At 70.3% G+C, this 25,793-nt stretch carries 29 protein-coding genes and 1 other RNA gene; 18 read left to right on the top strand and 12 right to left on the bottom strand.

From position 1 onward, the window contains the following. Positions 1 to 14 precede the first annotated feature (14 nt). From D8I30_RS03740 to D8I30_RS03720, 5 genes are all read left to right on the top strand, one after another. Positions 15 to 779, top strand: a complete 765-nt coding sequence (locus D8I30_RS03740) for an electron transfer flavoprotein subunit beta/FixA family protein (protein WP_121481552.1) — start codon at positions 15 to 17, stop codon at positions 777 to 779. Then, complete coding sequence (locus D8I30_RS03735) at positions 779 to 1,720, top strand: electron transfer flavoprotein subunit alpha/FixB family protein (protein WP_121481551.1); 942 nt, start codon at positions 779 to 781, stop codon at positions 1,718 to 1,720. Before D8I30_RS03740 ends, D8I30_RS03735 begins: the two co-directional genes overlap by 1 nt. A 270-nt stretch (positions 1,721 to 1,990) precedes the next feature. Beyond that, entirely contained in the window at positions 1,991 to 2,272 is a 282-nt protein-coding gene (locus tag D8I30_RS03730) for a DUF167 family protein (protein ID WP_121481550.1), read from the top strand. An 85-nt stretch (positions 2,273 to 2,357) separates the two neighbouring features. Then, positions 2,358 to 3,854 carry an amidohydrolase gene (locus D8I30_RS03725; protein ID WP_121481549.1) on the top strand — a complete coding sequence of 499 codons (1,497 nt, stop codon included), beginning with the start codon at positions 2,358 to 2,360 and terminating at the stop codon, positions 3,852 to 3,854. A 3-nt stretch (positions 3,855 to 3,857) separates the two neighbouring features. Then, positions 3,858 to 5,201, top strand: a complete 1,344-nt coding sequence (locus tag D8I30_RS03720) for an amidohydrolase family protein (protein ID WP_121481548.1) — start codon at positions 3,858 to 3,860, stop codon at positions 5,199 to 5,201. Positions 5,202 to 5,432: 231 nt separating this feature from the next. Here D8I30_RS03720 and D8I30_RS03715 read toward each other — a convergent pair whose 3' ends face one another. Beyond that, a complete protein-coding gene (locus tag D8I30_RS03715) occupies positions 5,433 to 6,218 on the bottom strand; it encodes an SDR family oxidoreductase (protein ID WP_121481547.1) in 786 nt (261 codons plus the stop codon). After that, positions 6,215 to 6,511: a 4a-hydroxytetrahydrobiopterin dehydratase gene (locus D8I30_RS03710; protein ID WP_121483370.1), complete on the bottom strand. Its 297-nt coding sequence runs from the start codon at positions 6,509 to 6,511 to the stop codon at positions 6,215 to 6,217. The genes D8I30_RS03715 and D8I30_RS03710 overlap by 4 nt, the downstream gene beginning before the upstream one ends. 132 nt (positions 6,512 to 6,643) lie before the next feature. On the opposite strand from D8I30_RS03710, the gene D8I30_RS03705 reads away from it, so the two are divergent. Genes D8I30_RS03705 through D8I30_RS03695 form a run of 5 tightly spaced genes read left to right on the top strand, consistent with a single transcriptional unit; the run spans position 6,644 to position 9,507 of the window. After that, positions 6,644 to 7,438: a class I SAM-dependent methyltransferase gene (locus D8I30_RS03705; protein ID WP_121481546.1), complete on the top strand. Its 795-nt coding sequence runs from the start codon at positions 6,644 to 6,646 to the stop codon at positions 7,436 to 7,438. Then, positions 7,426 to 7,614 carry a hypothetical protein gene (locus D8I30_RS14670; protein ID WP_240387315.1) on the top strand — a complete coding sequence of 63 codons (189 nt, stop codon included), beginning with the start codon at positions 7,426 to 7,428 and terminating at the stop codon, positions 7,612 to 7,614. Before D8I30_RS03705 ends, D8I30_RS14670 begins: the two co-directional genes overlap by 13 nt. 5 nt (positions 7,615 to 7,619) lie before the next feature. After that, the gene (ubiB, locus tag D8I30_RS03700) at positions 7,620 to 8,816 is read left to right on the top strand and encodes a 2-polyprenylphenol 6-hydroxylase (RefSeq protein WP_240387314.1); all 1,197 of its coding nucleotides are present in this window, start codon (positions 7,620 to 7,622) and stop codon (positions 8,814 to 8,816) included. Then, positions 8,813 to 9,007: a hypothetical protein gene (locus tag D8I30_RS14665; RefSeq protein ID WP_240387313.1), complete on the top strand. Its 195-nt coding sequence runs from the start codon at positions 8,813 to 8,815 to the stop codon at positions 9,005 to 9,007. Before ubiB ends, D8I30_RS14665 begins: the two co-directional genes overlap by 4 nt. Positions 9,008 to 9,030: 23 nt before the next feature. Continuing rightward, positions 9,031 to 9,507 carry a hypothetical protein gene (locus D8I30_RS03695; protein WP_121481545.1) on the top strand — a complete coding sequence of 159 codons (477 nt, stop codon included), beginning with the start codon at positions 9,031 to 9,033 and terminating at the stop codon, positions 9,505 to 9,507. Positions 9,508 to 9,540: 33 nt separating this feature from the next. On the opposite strand, the gene arfB is transcribed toward D8I30_RS03695, so the two are convergent. The 6 genes from arfB to D8I30_RS03665 form a co-directional block, all read right to left on the bottom strand. Next, positions 9,541 to 9,942, bottom strand: a complete 402-nt coding sequence (arfB, locus tag D8I30_RS03690) for an alternative ribosome rescue aminoacyl-tRNA hydrolase ArfB (protein WP_121481544.1) — start codon at positions 9,940 to 9,942, stop codon at positions 9,541 to 9,543. Then, on the bottom strand, positions 9,939 to 10,397 hold the full coding sequence (locus tag D8I30_RS03685) for a YaiI/YqxD family protein (RefSeq protein ID WP_121481543.1): 459 nt from the start codon (positions 10,395 to 10,397) through the stop codon (positions 9,939 to 9,941). Before D8I30_RS03685 ends, arfB begins: the two co-directional genes overlap by 4 nt. A gap of 229 nt (positions 10,398 to 10,626) precedes the next feature. Beyond that, positions 10,627 to 12,567 carry a threonine--tRNA ligase gene (gene thrS / locus D8I30_RS03680; RefSeq protein ID WP_121481542.1) on the bottom strand — a complete coding sequence of 647 codons (1,941 nt, stop codon included), beginning with the start codon at positions 12,565 to 12,567 and terminating at the stop codon, positions 10,627 to 10,629. Further along, on the bottom strand, positions 12,564 to 12,812 hold the full coding sequence (yidD, locus tag D8I30_RS03675; protein WP_121481541.1) for a membrane protein insertion efficiency factor YidD: 249 nt from the start codon (positions 12,810 to 12,812) through the stop codon (positions 12,564 to 12,566). Before yidD ends, thrS begins: the two co-directional genes overlap by 4 nt. Before the next feature lie 92 nt (positions 12,813 to 12,904). Beyond that, positions 12,905 to 13,375 carry an iron-sulfur cluster assembly scaffold protein gene (locus tag D8I30_RS03670; protein ID WP_121481540.1) on the bottom strand — a complete coding sequence of 157 codons (471 nt, stop codon included), beginning with the start codon at positions 13,373 to 13,375 and terminating at the stop codon, positions 12,905 to 12,907. Between the two features lie 212 nt (positions 13,376 to 13,587). Beyond that, on the bottom strand, positions 13,588 to 14,397 hold the full coding sequence (locus D8I30_RS03665; RefSeq protein ID WP_121481539.1) for a tetratricopeptide repeat protein: 810 nt from the start codon (positions 14,395 to 14,397) through the stop codon (positions 13,588 to 13,590). Between the two features lie 90 nt (positions 14,398 to 14,487). On the opposite strand from D8I30_RS03665, the gene D8I30_RS03660 reads away from it, so the two are divergent. Both D8I30_RS03660 and D8I30_RS03655 read left to right on the top strand, forming a co-directional pair. Further along, complete coding sequence (locus tag D8I30_RS03660; RefSeq protein ID WP_121481538.1) at positions 14,488 to 15,882, top strand: leucyl aminopeptidase family protein; 1,395 nt, start codon at positions 14,488 to 14,490, stop codon at positions 15,880 to 15,882. Between the two features lie 80 nt (positions 15,883 to 15,962). Then, positions 15,963 to 16,763, top strand: a complete 801-nt coding sequence (locus tag D8I30_RS03655; RefSeq protein WP_121481537.1) for an NlpC/P60 family protein — start codon at positions 15,963 to 15,965, stop codon at positions 16,761 to 16,763. Positions 16,764 to 16,990: 227 nt separating this feature from the next. On the opposite strand, the gene D8I30_RS03650 is transcribed toward D8I30_RS03655, so the two are convergent. Continuing rightward, positions 16,991 to 17,671, bottom strand: coding sequence for a c-type cytochrome (locus D8I30_RS03650; protein ID WP_240387312.1), 681 nt, complete (start codon positions 17,669 to 17,671; stop codon positions 16,991 to 16,993). 132 nt (positions 17,672 to 17,803) lie between these two features. Here D8I30_RS03650 and D8I30_RS03645 point away from each other — a divergent pair, with 132 nt between their 5' ends. Then, entirely contained in the window at positions 17,804 to 18,526 is a 723-nt protein-coding gene (locus D8I30_RS03645) for a 3-deoxy-manno-octulosonate cytidylyltransferase (protein WP_121481535.1), read from the top strand. A gap of 179 nt (positions 18,527 to 18,705) precedes the next feature. Here D8I30_RS03645 and nudC read toward each other — a convergent pair whose 3' ends face one another. After that, positions 18,706 to 19,623 (bottom strand): NAD(+) diphosphatase, encoded by a 918-nt coding sequence (gene nudC, locus D8I30_RS03640; protein WP_121481534.1) that lies wholly within the window; start codon positions 19,621 to 19,623, stop codon positions 18,706 to 18,708. Positions 19,624 to 19,694: 71 nt separating this feature from the next. On the opposite strand from nudC, the gene ffs reads away from it, so the two are divergent. Beyond that, positions 19,695 to 19,788, top strand: an RNA gene (gene ffs, locus D8I30_RS03635) — signal recognition particle sRNA small type. Between the two features lie 27 nt (positions 19,789 to 19,815). Here the strand turns inward: ffs and D8I30_RS03630 are convergent. Continuing rightward, positions 19,816 to 20,424 carry a hypothetical protein gene (locus D8I30_RS03630; protein ID WP_121481533.1) on the bottom strand — a complete coding sequence of 203 codons (609 nt, stop codon included), beginning with the start codon at positions 20,422 to 20,424 and terminating at the stop codon, positions 19,816 to 19,818. A gap of 195 nt (positions 20,425 to 20,619) precedes the next feature. Here D8I30_RS03630 and D8I30_RS03625 point away from each other — a divergent pair, with 195 nt between their 5' ends. Next, positions 20,620 to 22,464, top strand: coding sequence for a DNA polymerase III subunit gamma/tau (locus D8I30_RS03625; protein WP_121481532.1), 1,845 nt, complete (start codon positions 20,620 to 20,622; stop codon positions 22,462 to 22,464). A 112-nt stretch (positions 22,465 to 22,576) separates the two neighbouring features. On the opposite strand, the gene D8I30_RS03620 is transcribed toward D8I30_RS03625, so the two are convergent. Then, positions 22,577 to 23,191 carry a malonic semialdehyde reductase gene (locus D8I30_RS03620; protein ID WP_121481531.1) on the bottom strand — a complete coding sequence of 205 codons (615 nt, stop codon included), beginning with the start codon at positions 23,189 to 23,191 and terminating at the stop codon, positions 22,577 to 22,579. 161 nt (positions 23,192 to 23,352) lie between these two features. Here D8I30_RS03620 and D8I30_RS03615 point away from each other — a divergent pair, with 161 nt between their 5' ends. From D8I30_RS03615 to D8I30_RS03605, 3 genes are all read left to right on the top strand, one after another. Continuing rightward, complete coding sequence (locus tag D8I30_RS03615; protein WP_121481530.1) at positions 23,353 to 23,682, top strand: YbaB/EbfC family nucleoid-associated protein; 330 nt, start codon at positions 23,353 to 23,355, stop codon at positions 23,680 to 23,682. A gap of 141 nt (positions 23,683 to 23,823) precedes the next feature. After that, complete coding sequence (gene recR, locus D8I30_RS03610; protein ID WP_121481529.1) at positions 23,824 to 24,441, top strand: recombination mediator RecR; 618 nt, start codon at positions 23,824 to 23,826, stop codon at positions 24,439 to 24,441. A gap of 54 nt (positions 24,442 to 24,495) precedes the next feature. Then, the gene (locus D8I30_RS03605) at positions 24,496 to 25,710 is read left to right on the top strand and encodes a DNA recombination protein RmuC (protein ID WP_121481528.1); all 1,215 of its coding nucleotides are present in this window, start codon (positions 24,496 to 24,498) and stop codon (positions 25,708 to 25,710) included. Positions 25,711 to 25,793 lie beyond the last annotated feature (83 nt).

Genomic DNA, 25,793 nt, shown 5'->3' with positions numbered 1-25,793 from the left:
AAGTGGATAGGCTCATGAAGGTACTCGTCCCGGTGAAACGGGTGATCGACTCCAACGTCAAGGCGCGCGTCAAGGCGGACCAGACGGGCGTCGACCTGGCCAACGTCAAGATGAGCATGAACCCCTTCGACGAGATCGCCGTCGAGGAGGCTGTGCGTCTGAAGGAAGGCAAGGAGCACCATGCGGCGGGCACGGCGACCGAGATCGTCGTCGTCTCCATCGGCGTGACCCAGGCTCAGGAAACCATCCGCACCGCCCTGGCCATGGGCGCCGATCGCGGCGTCCTGGTGCAGTCGGATACGGACCTGGAGCCGCTGGCCGTCGCCAAGGTGCTGAAGGCCGTGGTGGACGAGGAGAAGCCGGACCTGGTCCTGCTGGGCAAGCAGTCGATCGACGGCGACAACAATGCGGTGGGCCAGATGCTGGCCGCCCTGCTGGACTGGCCGCAGGCCACCTTCGCCGGCAAGCTGGCGATCGAAGGCGGCAAGGCGGTCGTCACCCGTGAAGTCGATGGCGGCCTGCAGACGGTCGCGGCGGAACTGCCCGCCGTGGTGTCGGTCGACCTGCGCCTGAACACGCCGCGCTATGCGTCGCTGCCCAACATCATGAAGGCCAAGAAGAAGGAGATCGCCATGAAGTCGGTCGCCGACTACGGCGTCGATACGGCGGATCGCCTCAAGGTGCTGAAGGTGACGGAGCCGCCGAAGCGTTCGGCGGGCGTCAAGGTCGCCGATGCGGCCGAACTGGTTTCCAAGCTCAAAGACGCAGGGGTTCTGTAATGGCCGTTCTCGTCATCGCCGACCACGACGGCTCGGCCGTTCGCGACACCACCCACAAGACCGTGACGGCCGCCCTGGCGCTGTCGTCCGACGTCGACGTTCTGGTGCTGGGCAAGGGCGCGCAAGCCGTGGCTGACGCCGCCGCCAAGATTTCGGGCGTGCGCAAGGTGCTGCTGGCCGAAGGCGACGCCGTCGCCCACGGCCTGGCCGAGGCCGTCGAGGCCACCGTCCTGCCGCTGGCCGGGAACTACGACGCCATCCTGACCCCGGCCAACACCGACGGTAAGAACTTCGCCCCGCGCATCGCCGCCAAGCTGGACGTCGCGCCGATCTCGGACATCGTCGAAGTCGTCTCGGGCGATACCTTCGTGCGCCCGATCTACGCCGGCAACGCGCTGGAGACGATCCAGTCGGCCGACGCCAAGAAGGTCATCACCGTGCGCCCGACGGCGTTCGCCGCCGCCCCCAATAACGAAAGCGAAGGCGGTTCGGCCTCGGTCGAGAGCGTCGCCGCCGGCGAAGCGCCCAAGACCGCCTTCGTCTCCGAAGAAATGGTCAAGTCGGATCGCCCCGAACTGGGCGCCGCCAAGATCGTCGTCTCGGGCGGTCGCGCCCTGGGCTCGGCCGAAGAGTTCCACGCCGTCATGGACCCCCTGGCCGACAAGCTGGGCGCCGCCGTCGGCGCCTCGCGCGCGGCGGTCGATGCGGGCTATGCGCCGAACGACTATCAGGTCGGCCAGACCGGCAAGGTCGTGGCCCCGGCCCTCTACATCGCCATCGGCATCTCGGGCGCTATTCAGCACTTGGCCGGGATGAAGGACTCCAAGATCATCGTCGCCATCAACAAGGACGCCGACGCCCCGATCTTCCAGGTCGCCGATTACGGCTGGGTCGCCGACTACAAGACCGCCGTGCCGGAACTGATGGCCGCCCTGGGCTGAGAGCAGTCGTCACGCTGAACATTGAAGCGCGCCGGGCGAGGGATCGTCCGGCGCGTTTTCTTGTATCGGCCCTTCCTTCCGTCATCCTCCGGCGAGCGGAGCGAGACCGGGGGACCCAGCGGCGCCGAAGGCGATCTTCATGGCAAGCGCAACGCGTGGGCTTTTCGCCCTGACGGGCGCCGCTGGGTTCCCCGGTCTGCGCCGCTGCGCGGCTTGCCGGAGAATGACGAAGATTTGGCGCTCTCGCGTCCATGGGCCAAACACGCTCCCATGACCGCCCGCATCCCCGTCAAGCTGACCCCCCGCGCCGCCGCCGACCGCATCGACGGCTGGGACGTCGACCCCGACGGCCGCCCGGTGCTCAAGGTCCGCGTGCGCGCCCAGCCGGTCGAGGGCGAGGCCAACGCCGCCCTGATCGCCGTCCTGGCCAAGGCCCTGGGCGTGCCCAAGCGGGCGGTGTCCCTGGCGCGCGGCGGCCAGTCGCGGCTCAAGATGATCGAGGTCCAGGGCCTCGCCGAAGACGAGGCGAAGGCCCGCCTGTCCGTGGGCTGAGTTTTAGAGCTTTACGCTAGGGGAAACTAAGGTTTCTATACGGCCCGTATCTGCCCGCCGTTCGCGGGCGCGAGGGGGCTCGCCCATGTTGTTCAGTCGCCTGCGGGGTCCCAGCCTCGCCGTTCTCACCTGCGCGCTCGGCGCGCTCAGCCTGTCGGCCTGCGCCACGACCGGCGACGCCGCGCCGAAGACCCAGACGGCTTCGGCGGCTCCGGCCTCGAAGGACCGGACCATGGCCCCGGGCCTGGACGGCTGGGCCAATCAGGATCCCTATCCCTCGACCTATCGCGGCCTGCCGCGCCAGGACATGGCCATCGTCGGCGCCACGGTGCTGACCGGCGCGGGCCAGAAGATCCAGAACGGCGTCGTCGTCGTCACCGACGGCCGCATCGTCGCTGTCGGCGGGGCCGACACCCCGGTCCCGGCGGGCCACCAGGTGGTGGACGCGCGCGGCCGCTACGTCACCCCGGGCATCATCGACATCCACAGCCACCTGGGCGTCTATCCTTCGCCCGGCGTGCAGGGGATGAGCGACGGCAACGAAGCCACCAACCCGAACACGGCCCAGGTCTGGGCCGAGCACTCGATCTGGCCGCAGGATCCCGGCTTCAACACCGCCCGCGCGGGCGGGGTGACGACCATGCAGATCCTGCCCGGCTCGGCCAACCTGTTCGGCGGGCGCGGCGTGACCCTGCGCAACGTGCCGTCGGTCACCATGCAGGGGATGAAGTTCCCGAACGCCCCCTACGGCCTGAAGATGGCCTGCGGCGAGAACCCGTCGCGCGTCTATGGCTCGCGCAACCAGTCGCCGGCCACCGGCATGGGCAATGTCGCCGGCTATCGCGCCGCCTTCATCGCCGCGCGCGACTACAAGGACAAGTGGGACAAGTGGCGCGAGACGGGCCAGGGCACGCCCCCGACCCGCAACCTGCAGCTGGAGACCCTGGCGGGCGTTCTGGACGGCTCGGTCCTGATCCAGAACCACTGCTACCGCGCCGACGAGATGGCGGTGATGCTCGATGTGGCCAAGGAGTTCGGCTACAAGATCACCACCTTCCACCACGCGGTCGAGGCTTACAAGGTCGCGCCGCTGCTGGCCCGCGAAGGCGTCTGCGCCGCCATGTGGACCGGCTGGTGGGGCTTCAAGATGGAAGCCCTGGACGGCATCGAGGAAAACGCCGCCCTGACCGACGCGCCCGAGGGCTCGTGCGCCGTCATCCACTCGGACGACGCCGAACTGATCCAGCGCCTCAACCAGGAAGCCGCCGCCGCCCTGTCGGCCGGTCGCCGCGCCGGGATGAACATCGCCGAAGAGCACGCCATCAGCTGGATCACGCTGAACGCCGCCAAGTCCATCGGCATCGACAAGGAGACGGGCTCGCTGGAGAACGGCAAGCGCGCCGACGTGGTGATCTGGAGCGCCGATCCCTTCTCGATCTACGCCCGCGCCGATCAGGTCTTCATCGACGGCGGCTTGGCCTATGACCGCGCCAACCCCGCCTTCCAGCCCGTATCCGACTTTGAACTGGGCCAGCCCGGCTTCGGCCAGGCCGCCGTCGGCGTCGCCCAGGGAGCTCGCTGAACCATGCGTATCAACACTCTCCTCGCGGGCGCTGTCGCGGCCATCGCCCTGGCCGGTCCGGCCCTGGCCCAGGACGTCGCCATCACCGGCGGCCGGGTGCTGACCGGAACCTCGGTGATCGAGAACGGCACCGTGGTCATCCGCGGCGGCAAGGTCGTCTCCGTTGGAACCGGCGCGGCGCCGGCCGGCCTGCGCGTCATCGACGCACGCGGCAAGGTCGTGGCTCCCGGCTTCGTGGCCGTGGATTCGGGCCTGGCCGGCACCGAGGTCGGCTCGGTGCGCGGCACCAACGACCTGGCCAACCGCGCCAACACCCTGACGGCGGCCTTCGACCTGTCCTATGGGCTGGACCCCTGGTCCTTCACCCTGCCGGTGGCGCGCCTGGGCGGCGTCACCCGCGCCGTCGTCACGCCGCAGCACGGCGGCTCGGGCGGCGGCCACAGCCATGACGATTCCGACTTCGCCGGCGCCGGCGCGGGCGGCTATCAGACGCCGGGCCTGTTCGCGGGCCAGGCGGCGGTCATCAAGCTGGGCGGTTCGGACATCCTGGTGAAGCCGCGCGTGGCCATGACGGCCCCGTTCGGCGAGGCCGGGGCAACGGTGGCGGGCGGCGCGCGCGGCGCCGAGTTCGTCCTGTTCAAGGAGACCCTGGCCGAGACGCGCCTCTACGCCCGCAACAAGGCGGCCTACGACCGGGCGGCGCTGCGCGACCTGTCCCTGTCGCGCGCCGACCTGGAGGCCCTGATCCCCGTAGCCGAGGGCCGCATGCCGCTGATCGTCACCGTCAACCGGGCGGCCGACATCCGGCAGGTGCTGCGCCTGGCGCGCGAGGAAGGCGTCAAGGTCATCCTCGACGGCGCGGCCGAAGGCTGGCTGGTGGCGGACGAGATCGCCGCCGCCAAGGTTCCGGTCCTGCTGCACCCGCTGACCAACCTGCCCTCGAACTTCGAGATGCGGGCGGCGCGGATGCAGAACGCGGCGGCCCTGAACGCGGCCGGCGTGGTCATCGCCATCAAGGGCAACGAGGGCGGCGCCCACCGTGCGCGCGACCTGCGCTACAACGCCGGCAACGCCGTCTCGCACGGCCTGCCGTTCGCGGCGGCCATCCAGGCGATCACGGTCAACCCGGCCCGCATCTTCGGCTTCGACGGCCAGTTCGGCGAATTGAAGCCGGGCGCGGCGGGCGACGTCGTGGTCTGGTCGGGCGACCCGCTGGAGCCGCTCAGCCAGCCCTCGGCCGTGCTGATCGACGGGGTGGAGCAGCCGCTGCAGGCGCGCAACCTGCTGCTGCGCGACCGCTACCGCACCGGCGGCGAAGGGGCCATGCCGCCCGCCTACGGCAACTGAGGCTTCACGGCCTGACGACAGAGGGCGCCGCGGGAGACCGCGGCGCCCTTTTTCGTTTGGGGCTGAAGCCCTCCCCCTCGATGGGGGAGGGTTGGGTGGGGGTGAGGGCCGCGGGTTTCCGATGTGGCGGGAGAGACGCCGACGCGCCTCATGCCCTTGCTCGGCGACGTCGAGCGTCCACCCCCATCCCCGGCCCTTCCCCATCGAGGGGGAAGGGGGAGCAGGCGCGCCCTATTGCGCCGTCAGGCCGCCGTCGATCTTGAACTCGGCGCCGGTCACGAACTTGGACTCGTCCGACGCCAGGTACAGAACGCACCAGGCCACGTCGTCCGGCTCGCCGATGCGCTTCAGCGGAATGCCGCGAGCCAGCTTCTCGTGCGCCGTCGTCTCGTCCCCGCCCGCCATGGCGACGAAGGGATCGAGGATCGGCGTCTTGATGAAGACCGGGTGCACCGAGTTGGCGCGCACGTTCCAGCCCGCCTTGGCGCACTCCAGCGCCACCGTCTTGGTGTAGAGCCAGACCGCCGCCTTGGTGGCGTTGTAGGCGCCCATGCCCGGCGCCGCCGCCAGTCCCGCGATCGAGGAGATGTTGATTATCGAACCCGCGCCCGAGGCCCGCAGATGGGGCAGGGCGTGCTTGCAGCCCAGCATGACGGACTCCAGGTTCACCGCCTGGACCTTGCGCCAGTTCTCCAGGGTGTCCTGCTCGGCCCACAGCAGACGGCCGCCGATCCCGGCGTTGTTCACCAGGATGTTGAGGCCGCCCATGTCCTCGGCCGCCGCCCCGACGACGCGGACCCAGTCGTCCTCGCGCGTCACGTCGTGCTCATAGGCGAAGGCCGCGCCGGGATGGTCGGCGTTGATGGCCTCGGCCAGAGCCCGCGCGCCGTTCAGGTCCAGATCGCTGATCGCCACCTTGGCGCCTTCGCGGACCAGCATCCGCGCCATGGCCTGGCCCAGGCCCCCGGCCGCGCCGGTGATCAGGGCCGTCTTGCCGACGACGCGCCCGCCGGTCACTCGACCTGACCCTTCACGGCGTCGTCGATGAAGCGGGCCATGGCGACGTCCCGCTCAGTCACCCCGTCCGCGTCATGGGTGGTCAGCAGCACCTCGACGCGGTTGTACACGTTCGACCATTCGGGGTGGTGATCGACCTTGTCCGCCAGCAGGGCGACCCGCGTCATGAAGCCGAAGGCGGCGTTGAAATCCTTGAAGCGCAAGGAGCGGGCGATGGCCGGGCGCGGGTCGTCGGCGCGGCGCCAGTCGGGCAGGCCCGCCAGAACTTCGGTCACGTCGAGGGCGGCGGTCATGGGCGTCTCCTTGGATTCCAGCATGAGGGGTATCGCGCGCCCGGCGGGGCGACAAGCCGTGACGCTGTGTCAGATTGCCGGGCGACGCTTCCCCGGATGACGGGCGGCGCGTGAGGCGTTACACCCGCATCCATGACCCAGGCCGACAACACTCCCCCTTCCGGCTCCTCTTCCGGCAAGACCTCCTCCTTCGGCTTCCGCGACGTGGACGCCAAAGAAAAGGTCCGCATGGTGCGCGGCGTGTTTGACTCGGTCGCGTCGAACTACGACCTGATGAACGACCTGATGAGCGCGGGCGTGCACCGCATTTGGAAGGACGCCACGGCGGCCAAGCTGAACGCCCGCCCGGGCGAGGTCATTCTCGACATGGCCGGAGGCACCGGCGACATGGCCCGGCGCTATTCCAAGATGGCTCGCGCCGCCCAGGACCGGCGCGGCGGCGAGGACGCCACCGTCATCGTCATGGACTACAACGCCGAGATGATCCTGAACGGCGTGGCCAAGGGCGGCGAGCCCGAGATGGCCTGGAGCGTCGGCGACGCCATGCACCTGCCGCTGCCGGACGCCTCGATCGACGCCTATTCGATCAGCTTCGGCATCCGCAATGTGGCCGACATTCCGCAGGCGTTGCGCGAGGCGCGCCGCGCGCTGAAGCCGGGCGGCCGCTTCATCTGCCTGGAGTTCTCGCGGCCCACGACCGGCGCCCTGCGCAAGGCCTATGACGCCTGGTCCTTCCACGCCATCCCGCGCATCGGCCAATGGGTGGCCAAGGATCGTGACAGCTATCAGTATCTGGTCGAGAGCATCCGCCGCTTCCCCGATCAGCAGACCTTCAAGCGGATGATCGAGGAGGCGGGCTTCAGCCGCGTCAGCGTCACCAACCTGTCGGGCGGGATCGCCGCCATCCACCACGGGTGGGCGATCTGAGCCGGCTGACCTTCAACGCCCCGCCGCCCAAGCCCGAGGCGCAGCCCGTCCGCCATCCGGTCGGCGCGGCCCTGCGCATGATCCGCTGGGGCTGGGTGCTGGCGCGCCATGACGCCCTGATCCCGCGCGAGGCCAACCCCTGCTGCCCGCCTGGGGCCGCCCCTTCGCGCAACTGATTCAGATGTTCGCCAGCCGCCGACACCGCGCCGGACGGCCCGGCCAGCGCGTCGGCGAAGCCTTCGAGCACCTTGGCCCCGTCGCCATCAAGCTGGGCCAGGTGCTGGCCACCCGCGCCGACATCTTCGGCCTGCAGTTCGCCCAGGACCTGGGCCGGCTGAAGGACAAGCTGCCGCCCTTCCCGCTGGAGGAGGCCAGGCGCGAGATCGAGCGCTCGCTGGGCCGCCCGGCCGAGAGCCTGTTCATCGACCTGGTGGAGCCCATGGGCGCCGCTTCGCTCGCACAAGCGCATCCCGCCTGGCTGGCCGACGGGCGCAAGGTCGCGGTCAAGGTGCTGCGCCCCGGCGTCGAGCGCCGGGTGGCCCAGGGGCTGGACGCCATGCGCCTGGGGGCCAAGCTGGTCGACCGCTTCGTCGAGCCCGCCCGTCGGCTGGAGCCGCGCGCCTTCGTCGAGATCATCGCCCAGTCGCTGCAGCTGGAGCTGGATATGCGGCTTGAGGCGGCCGCCGCCTCCGAACTGGCCGAGGTCATGGCCAAGGACGGCTATATGACCGCCCCCGCCGTGGTCTGGGACGGGGTCGGCAAGCGGGTGCTGACGCTGGAATGGGCGCCCGGCCTGCCGATGACCGACCCGGCCCTGGCCGAGCTGCCCGGCCTCGACAAGGACGCCCTGGCCGACAAGGTGGTGCGCGCCTTCCTGGTTCAGGCGCTGGACCACGGCGTCTTCCACGCCGACCTGCACGAGGGCAATCTGTTCGCCGACGCCCCGGCGCAGCTGACCGCCATCGACTTCGGCATCGTCGGCCGCCTGGGCCCGGCCGAGCGGCGCTATCTGGCCGAGATCCTGTGGGGCTTCATCAGCCGCGACTACGACCGCATCAGCCGGGTCCATTTCGAGGCCGGCTACGTGCCGCCGCACCATTCGGTCGACACCTTCGCCCAGGCCCTGCGCGCCGTCGGCGAGCCGGTGGTCGGCCGTCAGGCCAGCCAGGTGTCGATGGGGCGTCTGCTGGGCCAACTGTTCGAGATCACCGCCCTGTTCGACATGCACATGCGCCCTGAACTGGTGCTGCTGCAAAAGACCATGGTCTCGGTCGAGGGGGTGGCGCGCCGCCTCAATCCCGATCACGACCTATGGGAAGCCGCCAAGCCGGTGGTCGAGCGCTGGATCAAGCGCGAACTCGGCCCTCGGCCCAGGTGAAGGAGACGCTCGAGGAGGCGGTCGCCGCCCTCAAGGCCCTGTCGCGCCTGGTGCAGAACCCGCCGCAATCTCAAGCGTTGGTGATCGACAAGGCCGGAACGCGGCCCTGGGTGGTCGCCGCCGTCACCGTCGCCGCGTGCGCGTCGGCCGCCGCCCTGGCGCTGACGCTTTGGCCGATGATCGTCGCCTGACGTTTCTTCGGAGGCCGCGCGCCATGAAGACCTGCTCTCTCGCCGTCGTCCTGTCGGGCGCGCTCCTTCTGGCCGCCCCGGCCCTGGCCCAGACGGCGCCCCCGAGCGGCGCCGTGGCGGCGACCTTGCCGGGCGCCTTCGACGAATCGGCCGCGGCGCCCCCGGCGCAGGCGCCGCCCGCTGCGGCTCCGGCGGCCCCGGCCTCCGACGTCGCCCGCGCGGAAGCGGCCCTGCGCGGCGTCATCGCCGCCTTCCAGAGCAATCAGATCGACTATGCGGTGTTCAGCCCCGACCTGGCCGACCAGATCCGCGCCCAGGCGGCACAGGTGACGCCGATGGTGCAGCAGTTCGGCGCCTTGAAGTCCATCGAGCATCGCGACAGCGACGGCGGCGCCGACCTGTTCCGCGTGGTGTTCGACAAACAGGCCACCGACTGGGTCATCGCCTTCGACGAGGACGACCGCATCGCCGCCCTGCTGTTCCGCCCGGCGCGGGATTGAGGGCGTTTCCCGGTCGATGCAGAGCGTGGAAGGCTAATCCAGCGACGGCCTGCCGCGCCCGCTCTTGATCGATGACCGGCTCGACTTGGCCTTCAGCCGCCGTTCCTTGGACGCCCGCGTCGGCCGGGTCGGCACGCGATAGACCGGCTTGATCGAGGCCTCGGCGACCATGGTCTCCAGCCGTTCGATGGCGTCGGCCCGGTTGCGCTCCTGGGTGCGGAAGCGCACGGCGCTGATGACGATCACCCCGTCCAGCGTCAGGCGGCTGCCCGCCAGCTTCATCAGCCGCGCCTTCACCGGCTCGGTCAGGCTGGGCGAGTTCTTCACGTCGAACCGCATCTGCACGGCGGTGGAGACCTTGTTGACGTTCTGCCCACCCGGGCCGCCTGCGCGGAAGAAGCGGAACTCCAGCTCCTCCTCGGGAATGCGGCTCATGCGGCGTCCCTGCGCGCCCGCACGACGGCCGCGTCCAGCGCCTGCAGGAAGCGCGAGCGGTCGGCGGCCGAGAAGGGCGGCGGCCCGCTGGTCGGCACGCCCATGGAGCGCAGGTGCTCGCCGATCATCCGCCCCGCCAGGGCCGATCCGATGGAGTCCGTCGTGAACGGCTGGCCGTTCGACTTCAGCGCCTGGGCGCCCGATTTCAGCACCCGGTCGGCCAGCGGGATGTCGGCGGTGATGACGATGTCGCCGCGCCCCGCGCGCTCGGCGATCCAGTCGTCGGCCACGTCCGGCCCGGCGTCGACGACCACCTGTTCGATCAGGGGCTCGCGCGGCGTGTTGATCCAGGCGTTGGACACCACGAAGACCTTGAGGCCGCAGCGGCGCGCCACGCGATAGACCTCCTCCTTCACGGGGCAGGCGTCGGCGTCGATGTAGAGGGTGGTGGCCATGACAGGCTTATGGCCCGTGGAGAGCAAGGGGAGAAGGCCGCTTGATGCCGGGCCGCGGTCAGAAGGCTGCGCCTTCTCGACCCGACGCGGCCTTCTCCTCCCCACTGTGTGGGGAGGTGGATCGGCGGCGTAGCCGCCGAGACGGAGGGGCTGCTTGGTTCCGCCGTCGCAAAGCCCCTCCACCACTTCGTGGTCCCCCTCCCCACGCTGTGGGGAGGAGAAAGCATAGTCAGCCTTGGCCGTCGCGGAGGCGCTTCAGATCCGGCGCCAGGGCCTCGTCCGTCAGCAGGGCGATGGCTTCCTCGACCGTGACGATGGTCTGGGCCTGGGAGCCGAAGCGGCGGATGGCGACCTTGCCTTCCTCGGCCTCCTTGCGGCCGACCACGGCGATGGCGGGGACCTTGGCGACCGAGTGCTCGCGGATCTTGTAGTTGATCTTCTCGTTGCGCAGATCGATCTCGGTGCGCAGGCCCGCCGCACGGAATTTGGCCAGAACCTCTTCGGCATAGCCGTCGGCGTCCGAGGTGATGGTCGCCACCACGGCCTGCGTCGGCGCCAGCCACAGCGGGAAGGCCCCGGCGTAGTTCTCGATCATGATGCCGATGAAGCGCTCGAAGCTGCCCAGGATCGCGCGGTGCAGCATGACCGGGCGGTGCTTCTGGCCGTCCTCGGCGATGTAGGTCGCATCCAGACGCTCGGGCAGCACATAGTCCAGCTGGATCGTGCCGCAGGTCCATTCGCGGCCGATGGCGTCCTTGACGATGAAGTCCAGCTTGGGCGCGTAGAAGGCGCCGTCGCCCTCGGTGATGACCGGCTCGGACCCGGCGGCGCGGGCGGCCTCCAGCATCTGGGCCTCGGCCTTGTCCCAGAACTCGTCGGTGCCGGCGCGCTGCTCGGGACGGGTGCCCAGGCTGATGTATTTGGTCTCCATGCCCAGGTCGGCGTGGACACTGCGGCACAGCTTGATGAACTCCGCCGTCTCCTCGACGATCTGGTCTTCGCGGCAGAAGATGTGGGCGTCGTCCTGGGTGAAGCCGCGCACCCGCATCAGGCCGTGCAGCGAGCCCGACGGCTCATAGCGGTGGCAGGCGCCGAACTCGGCCATGCGCAGCGGCAGTTCGCGATAGGACCGCTGGCCCTGATCGAAGATCTGCACGTGGCCCGGGCAGTTCATCGGCTTGAGGCTGAGCGTCTCGCCCTCGACCGTCTCGCAGACGAACATGTTGGGGCGATACTTGTCCCAGTGGCCCGAGGCTTCCCAGAACTTCCGGTCCAAGACCTGCGGCGTCTTGACCTCGACATAGCCCGAGGCGTCCAGACGGCGGCGCATATAGGCCTCCAATACGCGCCACAGCACCCAGCCCTTGGGGTGCCAGAAGACCATGCCGCGGCCCTCTTCCTGCATGTGGAAGAGCTCCATGGCGCGGCCCAGCTTGCGGTGGTCGCGCTTCTCGGCCTCCTCGATGCGCAGCAGATAGGCGTCCAGGTCCTCCTTGGAGGCCCAGGCGGTGCCGTAGATGCGCTGCAGCTGGGCCTTGGAGGAATCCCCGCGCCAGTAGGCGCCGGCGAGCTTGGTCAGCTTGAAGGCCTTGCCGACGAACTTGGTGGTCGGGAAGTGCGGTCCCCGGCACAGGTCGGCCCATTCGCCCTGCTTATAGACGGTGATCGTCTCGCTCTCGGGCAGATCGCGGATCAGCTCGGCCTTGTAGGTCTCGCCGACGCCTTCGAAGTGGGCGATAGCCGTGTCGCGGTCCCAGACCTGACGCTCCAGCGGGGCGCCCCGGTCGATGATCTCGGCCATCTTCTTCTCGATCTTCGGGAAGTCGTCGGTCGAGAAGGGCTCGTCGCGGGCGAAGTCGTAATAGAAGCCGTCCTCGATGGCCGGGCCGATCGTCACCTGAGTGCCCGGGAACAGCTCCTGCACCGCCTGGGCCAGAACGTGGGCGGCGTCGTGGCGGATGGTCTCCAGCGCCTCGGGGTCGTCGCGCATCAGCAGGCGGAAGTCGCCGTTCCCGTCGATAACGCGGTCCAGGTCGCGCTGCTCGCCGTTCCAGACGACCAGGGCCGCCTTCTTGGCCAGCGAGGGCGAGATGGCGGCGGCCACGTCGCGGCCCGTCGAGCCGGCCGGATACTGACGCACGGCGCCGTCGGGGAATTTCAGTTCGATCATGACGGTCGTTCTTTTTCGGTCTTGGCGGGCGGAACGGGATCATAGCCCGAACCGCCGAAGGGATGGCATTTACAGAGACGGCGCACGGTGAGCCATCCCCCCCGCACCGGACCGTGCTGGAGCAGGGCGTCGCGCCCATAGTCCGAACAGGTCGGCAGGAACCGGCACGACTGGCCGAAGAAGGGGGACAGCGTCACCTTATAGCCCCGATGGGCCGCGCGGACGCTGCGTTCGTAGAGAGACATGGAGAGACCGGGGTCCCTTCGCCGGGGGCTCTGTTTCGGGTTCGTCGCGCTTATCCCTCGTCACAGCAGGGGGATCAACCGGACGAAGCCGTTCAGGCCGCGCCGGCGAGGCGAGTTCGCGTATCGGTGTGGTGTTTGGCCAACGCCTGCTGCACGGCGTCCAGCGTGGCCTCCAGCGCCACCATGGTCGAGGCGTGGCGGGCCGGGTAGTCGGCGACCTGCTTCAGCACGCGAAGGCCCTCGAAGCGGCCTTCGGGACCGTCGCCGCCGGATTTCAGCATGGCCGACAGGGCGTCGCGCGCGCCCTCGATCTCCTGGACCGAGGCGCCGAGGATGGCCTCGCCGACCACGCCCGCCGCCGCCTGGCCCAGGGCGCAGGCCTTGACCGTCTGGGCGAAGCCGCTGACGCGGCCGTCGGCGTCCAGCATCACGTCGACGATGGCCTTGGAGCCGCACAGCTTGGCGACCCGCTCGGCCGAGCCTTCGGGCGCGGGCAGGCGCCCGCTGTGCGGCAGGTTGGCCGCCAGCGACAGGATGCGCGCGCTGTAGAGGTCGTCGATCACGGGAGGAAGATAGGCGTTTGCGGGTGGAAGGTGAAGGGATGCCGCGCCTCTCCCTCCCCGTCCCGGGGAGGGTGGTCGCGCAGCGACCGGGTGGGGAGGGCGAGGTGATGCAGGACGTCGCGCTCGAATAGCCTCGCCGCCCCCACCCGGCTTCGGCCTGACGGCCTCAGCCACCCTCCCCGGGACGGGGAGGGAGAGGCGTGGCGCGCGTCCTATCCGCCCTGCAGCGACGACCACGTCCTGGCCGTGGGCGAGACTTCTGCCCCCGCAGCCCCCGCCTGCATCCGCGCGGCCAGCCAGCGCAGGTTCTGATCCGCCGCCTCGGGCGGCAGGTCGCGGCGCAGGATGGCCTCGGCCTCGGCGGTCTTGCCCTGCAGCCCCAACGCCAGGGCCAGGTTCTGGCGCACCTGCAGCCCTGCGCCCGGCTGGGCGGCGGCGCGGCGCAGCAGAATCTCGGCCGAGGGCGCGTCGCCCTCGCCGATGCGGGCGATGGCGGCGTTGGTCAGGACGTCGGGATTGTCGGGCGACAGGCGCAGGGCCTCGGCCCAGGCGGTCTTGGCGTCGTCGGCGCGGCGCACCTGCTGATAGGCCACGCCCAGCAGCGACAGGGGGCGCCAGTCGCGCGGCGCCGCGGCCTTGGCCTGCTCCAGGGCGGCGATGCCGTAGAAGGCCTGGCCGCGCGCGATATGGGCGCGCCCGACCTCCAGCATGGCTTCGACATTGGCGGGCTGGACCACCAGCACGCCCTGAGCCGTCTCGGCGGCGCGGTCGAACTGGCCCAGTTCGCGCAGGGCCTGGGCCAGCTTGACCCCGGCGACCGGGTCGAGCGGATTGACCGCCTGCTCCTGGGTCCAGAAGACCGAGCGGCTGAGGGCGTCGGCCCGGTCATAGCCCGCGCGCGTCGCGGCGTCGGCGGGGGCGCGCGCCGTGGCTTGAGCGGGCGGCGTCTGGCCGAGCGCCGGGGCGGCGAGGGTCAGAAGCGTCAGGCTGACGGTTGCGGCGAGGGCGGTGTTGCGCGACATGGAAGGGGTCCGTGCGGTTTAGGCTCGAGGGTCGCGCCGACGGGTCAAGGTTTGGTTAAGCGGCCTTTAAGGGCCGGAAAGGTCGCCCCCATGTCCCACCAGTCCGAACTGCTGATCGCCGCCTCCGAGACGGCGCGTCCGGTGCGCGTGGTCGGGCAGGGTGCAGCGCTGGACGGCCGCCTGGCCGCCTGGGCCGAGGCCAACGGCTTCACCGGCAAGGCGGGCCAGCTGCTGGTCGTGCCCGACGCCGACGGCGCGCCGGAGCTGGCCCTGTTCGGGGCGGGCGACGCCTTCGACCCGATGAGCGCGCGCGGCCTGCCGACGCGTCTGCCCGCGGGCGACTGGCGGCTGGAGGGCGTGGACGGCGAGGCGGCGCATTCGGCGGCCCTGGCCTTTGCGCTCGGCGGCTATCTGTTCGACCGCTACAAGGCCAAGATCAAGGAAGGCCCCGAGCGCGGCCGCGCCCGCCTGGTCGCGCCCGACGGCCTCGACCTGACGGCGACGCTGAACATCGCCGCCGCCTGCGCCCTGACGCGCGAGATGGTCGACACCCCCGCCGCCGACATGGGGCCGCTGCAACTGGAGACGATCGCCCGCGAGATCGCCGAGGCCGCGGGCGCGAGCCTGACCGTCACGACCGGCGACGCCCTGCTGGAGGAGAACTATCCGGCGGTCCACGCCGTCGGCCGCGCCGCCGCCCCGCACCGCGCCCCGCGCGTCCTCGAGATCGGCTGGAACCTGGACCAGACGGACCGGCCGCTGGTGGCCCTGGTCGGCAAGGGGGTGGTGTTCGACACCGGCGGTCTGGACCTCAAGCCCGCCGCCGGGATGCGCAACATGAAGAAGGACATGGGCGGCGCCGCCCACGCCCTGGCGCTGGGCCGCCTGATCATGCAGGCCGAGCTGCCGGTGCGGCTGGTGGTGCTGGTCGCGGCGGTCGAGAACGCCGTCTCGGGCGACGCCTTCCGGCCGGGCGACATCCTCAACAGCCGCAAGGGCCTGACCATCGAGATCGGCAACACCGACGCGGAAGGGCGGCTGATCCTGGCCGACGTGCTGACGCGGGCGGGCGAGCATGAGCCGGACCTGACGCTGGACTTCGCCACCCTGACCGGGGCGGCGCGCATCGCGCTGGGGCCGGAGCTGCCGCCGCTCTACACCGACGACGACGCCCTGGCCGAGGGCGTGCTGAGCGCGGGCCGGGCCGTGGGCGACCCCCTGTGGCGGATGCCTTTGTGGTCGGGCTACCGCGCCTCGCTGGACAGCGAAATCGCCGACCTGCGCAACGATTCCGCCGCCTGGGCCCAGGCCGGGTCGGTGACGGCGGCCCTGTTCCTGCAGACGTTCGCCCCGACGACGGGAAGCTGGGCGCACATGGACGTCTTCGCCTGGAATCCGCGCGCCCGCCCGGGCTGGCCCGAGGGCGGCGAGGCCCAGGCCCTGCGCGCCTGCTTCCGCTACCTCAGCGACAAATTCGCCGAATAGCCGAGGCTGTTAACGCCCCCTTGGGGATCGGCGCCTAGGGTAGGCGGCTCGATTTGTCTGAGCCGTCTAGAGACCGCCGCTTGACCGATGTCCTGGCCCTTCTGCCGCCCGGCGCGCCCCTGATCCTTCGGGACGGGGACCGCGTGGTGTTGGCCGAACAGGCGCTGGAGGGTCTGATGCGGGCCGAGGCCTACCGCCGGACCGAGCCCATGCATTGCCGCCTGCCGGTCGCCGACCTCGTGTCGGACGAGGGCCGGCGCATCGACCAGCTTCTGTTCGGCGAGGCTTTCGACGTGCTGGAGCGTCGTCAGGACCGCGCCTGGGGCCGGGCGCGGCGCGACGGCGTGGTCGGCTGGGTCCTGCTGGAGGCCCTGGCCCCCGGCGCGCCCCTGGCGACGCGCCGCGTCGCCTCCGTCTCCGCCGCCCTGCCGCTGAACGCCCTGGTCGACCAGGACGCGGACGGCGTGGCGGACGCCGATCTTCTGCCCGTGGGCGCGTTCGAGCGCGACCTCGTGGCCGTGGCCGAGCGTCTGCTGGGGCGTCCGCACGCCCTGGGCGCCCGCTCCTCGATCGAGACCGACTGCTCCGGCCTGGTGCAGCAGGCCCTGCTGGCCTGCGGCCTGCCGGGGCCGCGCCGTTCGGACGAGCAGGCCGGCCTGGGCCGCGCCGTGACCCGGGCCGAGGCCGCGCGCGGCGATCTCGCGATCTGGCTGTCGACGGCCGAGGGCGACTGGACCGGCCATTCGGCCCTGATGGTCGACGCCGAGCGCGTCATCCACGCGACCGGCGCGCGCGGCGGCGTGGTCATCGAGCCCCTGGCCGAGGTCGAGGCCCGTCTGAGCGCCGACGGCTTCGCCTCCGCGATCTTCCGCCGGGTCTGATTTCCTCCCCATTCCATGGGGAGGTGGATCGGCGGCGATAGCCGACGAGACGGAGGGGCGGCTTGGCTCCGCTGACGTGGCCTCTCCACCACTTCGTTCCGCCTAGGTAGCCCCTCCACCACTTCGTGGTCCCCCTCCCCATGAAATGGGGAGGAAAAACGAGCAGCTGAAACGAAGAAAGGCGGCCCGAGGGCCGCCTTTCCGTCGTCTGTCCTGTCCGTTCGCCTTTAGGCTTGCGGCGCGGGGGCCGCGGCGGCCTCGGCCGGAGCCTCGGTCGCGGCGGCGCCTTCGGCGGCCGGAGCCTCGGCGGCGGCCGGAGCCGCGGCGCCCGGCTGGCGGGCCGGATCCGGCGCCGGGATGGCGAAGCCGGCCGAGCCTTGCGTGCGCAGCCAGGCGATCAGGTTGATGCGGGTCTTCTCGTCGCGGATGCCGGCGAACGACATCTTGGTGCCCGGGACGTAGCGGCCCGGCGCGTTCAGGAAGTGGTCGAGCTCGTCATAGTTCCAGGTCGGAGCCGCGGCCTTGTGCTTGGCCATGGCGTCCGAATAGGCGAAGCCCGCGCGGTGCATGGCGGGGCCGCCGACCACGCCGAACAGGTTCGGGCCGATGCCGTCGGCGCCGCCCGAGTTGACGGTGTGGCAGGCCTGGCAGCGCGCGAAGGCGGCCTCGCCGGCGGCCAGGTCGGCGGTCGGCAGGACCGTGCCCCAGTCGATCGGCAGGACGGCTTCGGCCGGGCCGGCGGCGGATTCATCCGGCGCGTCGACGAAGTAGCCCATCTTTTCGGGCTGCTTGGTCTGATAGACAAAGCCCGAAACCTGCTGGACCACCAGGATCGCAAAGGCGGTGCCCAGGCACGCGCCCATAATCTTGTTCCACTTCAGATCGCCGCTCATACCGCGTCGTCGCATCCCGTCTCTAGATGAGCCCCCCGACCGCGAAGCGGCGTTCAGGCGTATTCTTGCGTGGGCGTCTCTTACACGCTAGCGCGACCTTCGCAACTGGCCCGGACGTTTCCGGGCGTTTCAGGACGCTCGCCGACCATGAATCCGCTGATAATGATACCGGCTCGCATGGCGGCCACGCGTCTGCCGGGCAAGCCCCTGGCCGACATCGGCGGCAAGCCGATGATCGTGCGCGCCTGGGAGCAGGCCATGGCGTCGGGCTTCCGCGTCGCCGTGGCGGCGGGCGATCCGGAGATCGTCGCGGCGGTGCAGGCGGCGGGGGGCGAGGCCGTGCTGACCGATCCCGCCCTGCCGAGCGGCTCGGACCGCATCCTGGCGGCGGCCCAGGCGGTCGATCCTGACGGCGCCCACGAGGTGGTCATCAACATCCAGGGCGACATGCCCTTCGCCTCGCCGGACCTGGCGAAGGCCTGCGCCGCGCTGCTGGCGGGCGAATCAGCCTGCGACATCGCCACCCTGGTCGCGGCCGAGGCGGATGTGTCGGATCGCGCCAATCCCGACGTGGTCAAGGCGGTGTTGGCCCTGCCGGAGGACGGGACCAGCGGCCGCGCCCTCTACTTCACCCGTTCGACGCTCTACGGCGACGGCCCTGTTTGGCGCCACGTCGGCATCTACGGCTATCGCCGTCAGGCCCTGACCCGCTTCTGCGCCGCCCCGCCGTCGCCGCTGGAGAAGCGCGAGAAGCTGGAGCAGTTGCGCGCCCTGGAGATGGGCCTGCAAATCTGGGCTTCGGTGATCGACGAGGCGCCGCTGTCGGTCGACAACCCGGCGGACCTGGAGGCGGCGCGGGCGCTGGCGTGACCTTCTTCCTTCTCCCCTTGTGGGAGAAGGTGGGCGCCGAAGGCGCTCGGATGAGGGGTGCCGGCGTCGCGCTTGGCAATGATGGGGCGACGTTGCAGGCGAATCTTCACGCCGCGACGCAGTCACCCCTCATCCGTCTCGCTGCGCGAGCCACCTTCTCCCACAAGGGGAGAAGGGTCCTATTCCGCCGCCCAGCTCTCCAGCAGCCGCCGCGCGATGGCGTAGGGCGCGGGCGCGTGGATCGTGGGGTGGGTCTCGTCCAGCACGGCGCGGGCCTCGGCCCGGGTCAGCCAGGCGACGGCCTCCAGTTCGGTCTGGTCGGGGGCGGCCTCGTCGGTCGTGACCTCGGCGATCAGGCCGATCATCAGCTGACCGGGGAAGGGCCAGGGCTGGCTGGAGTGGTAGCGCACGTCGCAGACCGTCAGGCCGGCCTCCTCCATCACCTCGCGGGCGCAGGCCTCCTCGATCGATTCGCCCGGCTCCATGAAGCCGGCCAGGGCCGACATCCGCCCGGCGGGCCAGGCCGCCTGACGGCCCAGCAGGCAGCGCGGCTCGGTCCCGCCCTTATAGACCGGCAGCATGATGACGACGGGGTCGACGCGCGGGAAATGTTCGGTCCCGCAGGCCGGGCAGACGCGCTTCCAGCCGCCCGAAGCCTGATCCGTCGCCTGGCCGCAGGCGGCGCAGAAGCCGTGGCGGCGGCGCCAGTCGAACAGGCTCTTGGCCGTCGCGGCGATGCCAGCGTCGGCCTCGGGCAGGACGACCGCCGCCTCGCGCATCTCGACGAAGCGGCCCAGGCCCCCGGCGGGGCCGCTGGTGGGGTCGATGGAGCCCTCGAACTCGGCGGCGAAGACCGGCGCGCCCTTCCACAGCCCCAGGAAGACGTCGCGGTCGCGCGCCAAGTCACGTGCGTGGGCCAGAGACAGCCAGACCAGCCGCTCGGCCCCCTCATGGGTTTCGATCAGCGGACGGCCTTCCCACAGGATCATGGCCAGGGCTTCGGGGTTGGCTTCCTGCTCGGCCAGCCAGGCGGCGTCGTTACGGAGGTCGCCGGAGCGGTCGAGCGGATTGCCGGAGAAGGCGTGACGATAGGGCATGGCGCTTCATAGCCCCGACCGCGCGCGCAGGGGAGGGCTTGATTCCCGCGCCGTCCGCCGTCATATCCCCTCTCGGAGATCGCGGGCGAAGGCTTCGCCAACCTGGTCAGGGCCGGAAGGCAGCAGCCACAACGAATTCCCCTTCGGGTCGCGGTCTCCACCCTTTCCCTACATCGTCGACGTCGCTTGGTTCTAAGGGACCGCTCGGACCGCGCCGAGCACCAATCCCGCCATGTCACCCTCGGTGATGACATAGAGCGCATAGAGCTTTCGCTTTCGGACCGCCTCGACGATGGCATTGTCGTCGATGTCTTTCAGCGAGGCTTCGGAGACGAAACCAGCAGCGGTTCTTGAATACAGCCACACCGTCATGTCGTCGCTTTTGAAGGGCGGGAAACCGAGATGGGCGGTCACGGCGCGTTTGAGGGATTGGACGTCCGCTACCGGCGACATCAGTCCGCAGGCATCGAGTCTGAGGCCGCTGATTTCCATGATGGTTTCGCCGTCGCCCCAGCCGGTCACCAGGATTTCCATCGATTTCATGGATGCGGCGTTCGGCCGGTTCGGATCGAAGTTGAGATGGATGGCCGGATCCTGAAACTCCTTGCCCATGTCCGGGAGGGCGCCGTCGGGCATTTTGAACCAGCCGCTGTCCTGGGCGACCGTTGCGACAGTCCGGGCGTCGCCATTGGTCGACAGGCAGATGTCGACGAACGACTGGAAGGGTTCCGCGAAAGCCGAACAGGCGATCGCCCAGGCGGCGGCCCCCACAAGGCCCATGACCGTTTTGTTCTTCATCATCGCCCGTCCCAGTTCCGATGCCGTCACGGTATCAGGACGTGCCTCGATATAACAATGATCTCTTGTGGTCCATTAAGAGGGGCGCGGGCTCGCGAGGGGTTGCGCGACGGCGCCCCTTCGCGCGCAAACGCGCTGAAGCGGGTATCTGAGTTCAGATGCGTCGCATCTGAACCGATTCCGCTCTAAGACAGGCGCATGAGCGACGTCGATCCGAGTTTTGATGGCCCTCCCTGGGAGGAGGACGTTCCCGAGCGGGACGAGAACACCGACGACATGTTCGGCGCCCCGCCGCCGGCCGCCGAGGCGGCGCCCGCGCCTGAACCGGCGCCCCAGCCCGCCCCTGCGGCGGCCCAGGCGCCGCCCGCCGAGGGCGAGGCCTACACCGTCCTGGCCCGCAAATACCGGCCGCGCGCCTTTGAGGACCTGATCGGCCAGGAGGCGATGGTCAGGACCCTGACCAACGCCTTCGCCACGGGCCGCATCGCCCACGCCTTCATGCTGACCGGGGTGCGGGGCGTCGGCAAGACGACGACCGCCCGCCTGCTGGCCCGCGCGCTCAACAACGAAACCGAGACCATCGACAGGCCGTCCCTGGCCCTGACGGCGCACGGCCGTCACGACGCCGCCATCATGGCGGGCCAGCACATGGACGTGATGGAGATGGACGCCGCCTCGCACACCGGCGTCAACGACATCCGCGACATCCTCGAGAGCGTCCGCTACGCGCCGGTCGAGGCCCGCTACAAGGTCTATGTGCTGGACGAGGTCCACATGCTGTCGACGCAGGCGTTCAACGCCCTGCTGAAGACGCTGGAGGAGCCGCCGCCCCACGCCAAGTTCATTTTCGCCACCACCGAGATCCGCAAGGTGCCGGTGACGATCCTGAGCCGCTGCCAGCGCTTCGACCTGCGCCGGGTCGAGCCTGAGGTTCTGGCCGGCCATCTGGGCCGCGTCGCCGAGCGCGAAGGCATGAAGATCGAGCAGGAGGCGCTGGCCCTGATCTCGCGCGCGGCCGAAGGGTCGGTGCGCGACGGCCTGTCGCTGCTGGATCAGGCGCTGGTGCAAGCCGAGCGCGGCGCGGTGGTCGAGACGGCCACGGTGCGCGACATGCTGGGTCTGGCCGACCGCACCCAAACCATCGCCCTGTTCGAACAGACGATGGCGGGCAAGACGGCCGAAGCCCTGACGACCTTCCGCACCCTGTACGGCTATGGCGCCGATCCGGTGCAGGTGGCCAACGACCTGCTGGAGCATTGCCACGCGGCCTCTGTGGCCAAGATGCTGGGGCCGAACGCCACCCGCCTGCCCGGCGATCAGGCGCAGAAGCTGGCGGCGCTGGGCGCGGCCATCTCGGCCGGGACGCTGTCGCGGACCTGGCAGATGCTGCTGAAGGCGCTGGACGAGGTGCGGCGCGCGCCCAATCCGGCCGATGCGGTGGAAATGGCGATCGTCCGCCTGGCCTACGCCGCCGACCTGCCCGGTCCCGAAGAGGCGCTGAAGGCGATCCAGTCGGGCGGCGTGCCCGGCGGCGGCGCTGGCGGTCCTCGCGGCGGCGGCTCGGGCGGGGGAGGCGGCGGCGCTTCGGCCATGCTGGCGGCGCGTCCGGTTCAGGCGCCCGCCCTGCCGGACCCGCAGAGCTTCGAGGCCGTGGTCGCTCTGATCGGCGAGAAGCGCGAGATCACCCTGCAGATGGATGTGGAGCGCTACGTCCGCGTGGTCAGCTTCCGCCCCGGCGCCATCACCTATGAACCGGCCGAGGGCTCGCCCCACGATCTGGCGCGGCGTCTGGCCGGACGGCTCAAGGAATGGACCGGCCGCACCTGGCTGATCGCCGCCAACGGCCAGGGCGGCGGCGAGACCCTGATCGAGGTCGAGAAGAAGGCCCGCGCCGCCCGCCGCGCGGCGGTCGAGGCGGACCCCTTCGTGGTGTCGATCATGCAGGCCTTCCCCGGCGCCGAGATCAAGGAGATCACCACCCTGGCCCCGGCGGTCGAGATGCCGGTCATCCCCGAGGATGACGAGGCGGGCGACGACGACTGAGTCCGCGTCATCCCGGCCGCAGCGTCAGCGGAGAGCCGGGACCGCCCAGAACGCCGGGCTTGCCGCGGTCCCGGATCGGCGCTGCGCGCCGTCCGGGATGACGTCTTTGAGCTTACAGAATCTGCGCGGCTTCTTCGAAGTCGAGGCGGGGCGAGCGGGGGAACAGGTTCTCGTCCGTGCCATAGCCCAGGTTCATGATGAAGTTCGGCTCGACATTGCTGTCGGGGAAGAACTCGGCCTTCACGCCCGCCGGATCGAAGCCCGACATCGGACCGACATCCAGACCCAAGGCGCGCGCGGCGATGGTCAGATAGCCGCCCTGCAGCGAGGCGTTGCGGAAGGCGGCTTCGCGGCGGCCGGCTTCGTCCAGGAACCAGTCACGAGCGCCGGGCGCGTGCGGGAACAGCTTGCCCAGGGTCTCGTGGAAGTCGATGTCCTGGGCGATGATCAGATTGACCGGCGCGGCCAGGGTCTTGGCGCGGTTGCCCTCGGCCATGTGCACGGACAGGCGCGCCTTGGCCTCGGGCGAGGTGACGAAGACGAAGCGGGCCGGGGTCATGTTGACCGCCGTCGGGCCGAACTTGGTCAGGTCGTAGAGTTTGCGGATCAGCTCCTGCGACACCGGGCGGTCGCTCCAGCCGTTGCGCGTGCGCGCCTCGGTGAACAGCTGGGCCAGGACGGCGTCGGAGACGGGAACGTCGCGGGCGGAAAGGGCGTCATAGGCCATCGGAAAACCTCCTGAGCAGGATCGGTAACTACAGTTGTTGCGAATATGGCGCGCGTTGCGGCGCCGTCAAGATGATTCGTGATGAAAACTGTTGCTGATGCGGTCGGGCGCTTGGCGCAAGGGGGCTGGAGCCGCGCCGCGCTTCGCCCTATCTAGGGGATATGAAAGACCTCAACGCCCTGATGCAGCAGGCCCAGGCGATGCAGCAGAAGCTGCAGGACGCCCAGGCGAAAATGGCCGAATCCACCGCCGAGGGCACCTCGGGCGGGGGCCTCGTCTCCATCGCCCTGAAGGGCCCCGGCGAGATCACCGCGGTGAAGATCGACGACAGCCTGATGACCCCCGGCGAGGGCGAGATCCTGGCCGACCTGATCGTCGCCGCCCACGCCGACGCCAAACGCAAGCTGGACGAGATCAACAACGCCCTGATGCGCGAGGCCGCCGGGCCCATGGCCGGGATGAACATCCCGGGAATGCCGAAACTCTTCTGATGGCCGCGGTCAAGCTTCTGTCGTCATGCTCGGCCCTGTGCCGAGCATCCAGATACGCCGACCTTTGATGATGACCAGCGACCCGTCGTGTTTCTGGATCCTCGGGACAAGCCCGAGGATGACGGGCGAGAGGAGAGACTGATGGCCGCCTCCGCCGGGCCGGAAATCGAACGGCTCATCAGCCTGCTGGCCAAGCTGCCAGGCATGGGCCCGCGCTCGGCCCGGCGTGCGGCCCTGGCCCTGCTGAAGCGGCGCGAGCAACTGCTCGTCCCGCTGGCGGCCTCCCTGGCCGAGACGGCGGACAAGGTCGTCAACTGCTCGGTCTGCGGCGCGCCCGACACGCGCGACCCCTGCTCGGTCTGCTCGGACCCGAGCCGCGACAACGCCCTGATCTGCGTCGTTGAGGAGGCCGGCGCCCTGTGGGCCATGGAGCGTTCGGGCGCCTTTCGCGGCAAGTATCACGTGCTGGGCGGCCTGCTGTCCGCCCTGGACGGCGTCGGACCCGAACAACTGCGCATCGCCGAACTGATCGGCCGCGTCAAAGGCGGCGAGATGGGCGACGGCGAGGCGAGGGAGGTCGTCCTGGCCCTGCCCGCCACCGTCGACGGCCAGACCACGGCCCACTACCTGGCCGAGCGCCTGTCGGCGGCGGGGGTGCAGGTCACCTCCCTGGCGCGCGGCGTTCCCGTCGGCGGCGAACTGGACTGGCTGGACGACGGCACCATCATCCAGGCGCTGCGAGCGCGGCGTCCCGCCTGAACCTCTCCCGACGGGCGACTTTCTTCCGTTCCCGACTCCCGCTAGGAACGGAGCATGAACACGCTCGAACTCGTCCTCCTGATCGCCGCCCTCGTCGCCGCGGGCGGCTTCGTCTGGGCCTTCATGGGCTGGCAGAAGACGCGAGGCGCGCTGGACGCCGCCGACGCCCGGCTGGAGCTGATGGAGGAGAGCCGGGACTCCATGGCCGAGTTCCTCAAGGCCCAGGCCGCCCAGTCGGCCGAGGCCGTGGCGACCAAGCTGGTGGCCCGCGCCACCGAGACCTTCCAGGCCCAGGACCGCGTCGCGCGCGAACGGATGGAGGCCCAGCTCAAGCCGGTCTCCGAAACCCTGGCCAAGTTTCAGGAACACGTCACCGCGCTGGAAAAGGCGCGCGCCGACGAGACCGGCGGCCTCAAGGAGCAGCTCAACCTGTTGATGGCCGCCTCCACCGCCACCCGCGACGAGGCGCGGCGCCTGACCGAGGCGCTGAAGGGCAACACCGGCCGGCGCGGACGCTGGGGCGAGCAGACCTGCCGCAACGTGCTGGAGGCGGCGGGCATGGCCGGCCGCTTCGATTTCGAGGAGCAGAACTCCTCGGCCAATGACGAGGGCCGCCAGCAGCGCCCGGACTTCATCGTCAAACTGCCCGGCGGCGGCATGTTCGTCATCGACGCCAAGGTCTCCCTGGCTTTCGCTGACGAGGCGGACGGCGACGAGGAGGCCCAGGCCCGGGCCATGTCGCTGCGCACCGCCGCCAGCATGAAGACCCACGTGCGCCAGCTGTCGTCCAAGGCCTATCAGGACCAGTTCAAGCCCAGCCCCGACTTCGTCGCCATGTTCGTGCCCGGCGACGCCTTCCTCGCCGCCGCCCTGGACCATGAGCCGGACCTGATGACCACGGCCATGGCCTCGCGCGTGGTCATCGTCACCCCGACCACTCTGTTCGCTTTGTGCAAGGCCGTCGCCTACGGCTGGCGCGCCGAGGAGCAGGCCCGGAACGCCGAGGACGTCGCCAAACTGGGCAAGGAGCTCTACAAGCGCCTGTCGGTGATGGGCGGCCACGCCGCCTCGGTCGGCAAGGCGCTGGATGCGGCGGTGTCCCGCTACAACCAGTTCGTCGGCTCGCTGGAGAGCCAGGTCATGGTCTCGGCCCGCCGCTTCGAGGACCTGAAGGTCGACCACGAGGGCAAGGAGCTGCCCGAACTGGCCGCCGTCGAACAGTCGCCGCGCGCCCTCAGCCGGCCGGAGCTGCTGGCCGCGCCGGAGTGACGGCGAGGCGGTGACAAACACGCTTGACGCAGCCGGGACGGGCTGTAAAACTCGCTTGTCTAACAGTCCAGGCGTGGCGGGGG

This window comes from Brevundimonas naejangsanensis (assembly GCF_003627995.1).
GTDB classification, from domain to species: domain Bacteria; phylum Pseudomonadota; class Alphaproteobacteria; order Caulobacterales; family Caulobacteraceae; genus Brevundimonas; species Brevundimonas naejangsanensis_B.
Note: the sequence above shows the minus strand (reverse complement) of the source record. Positions and strands in the feature narration are given on the sequence as shown.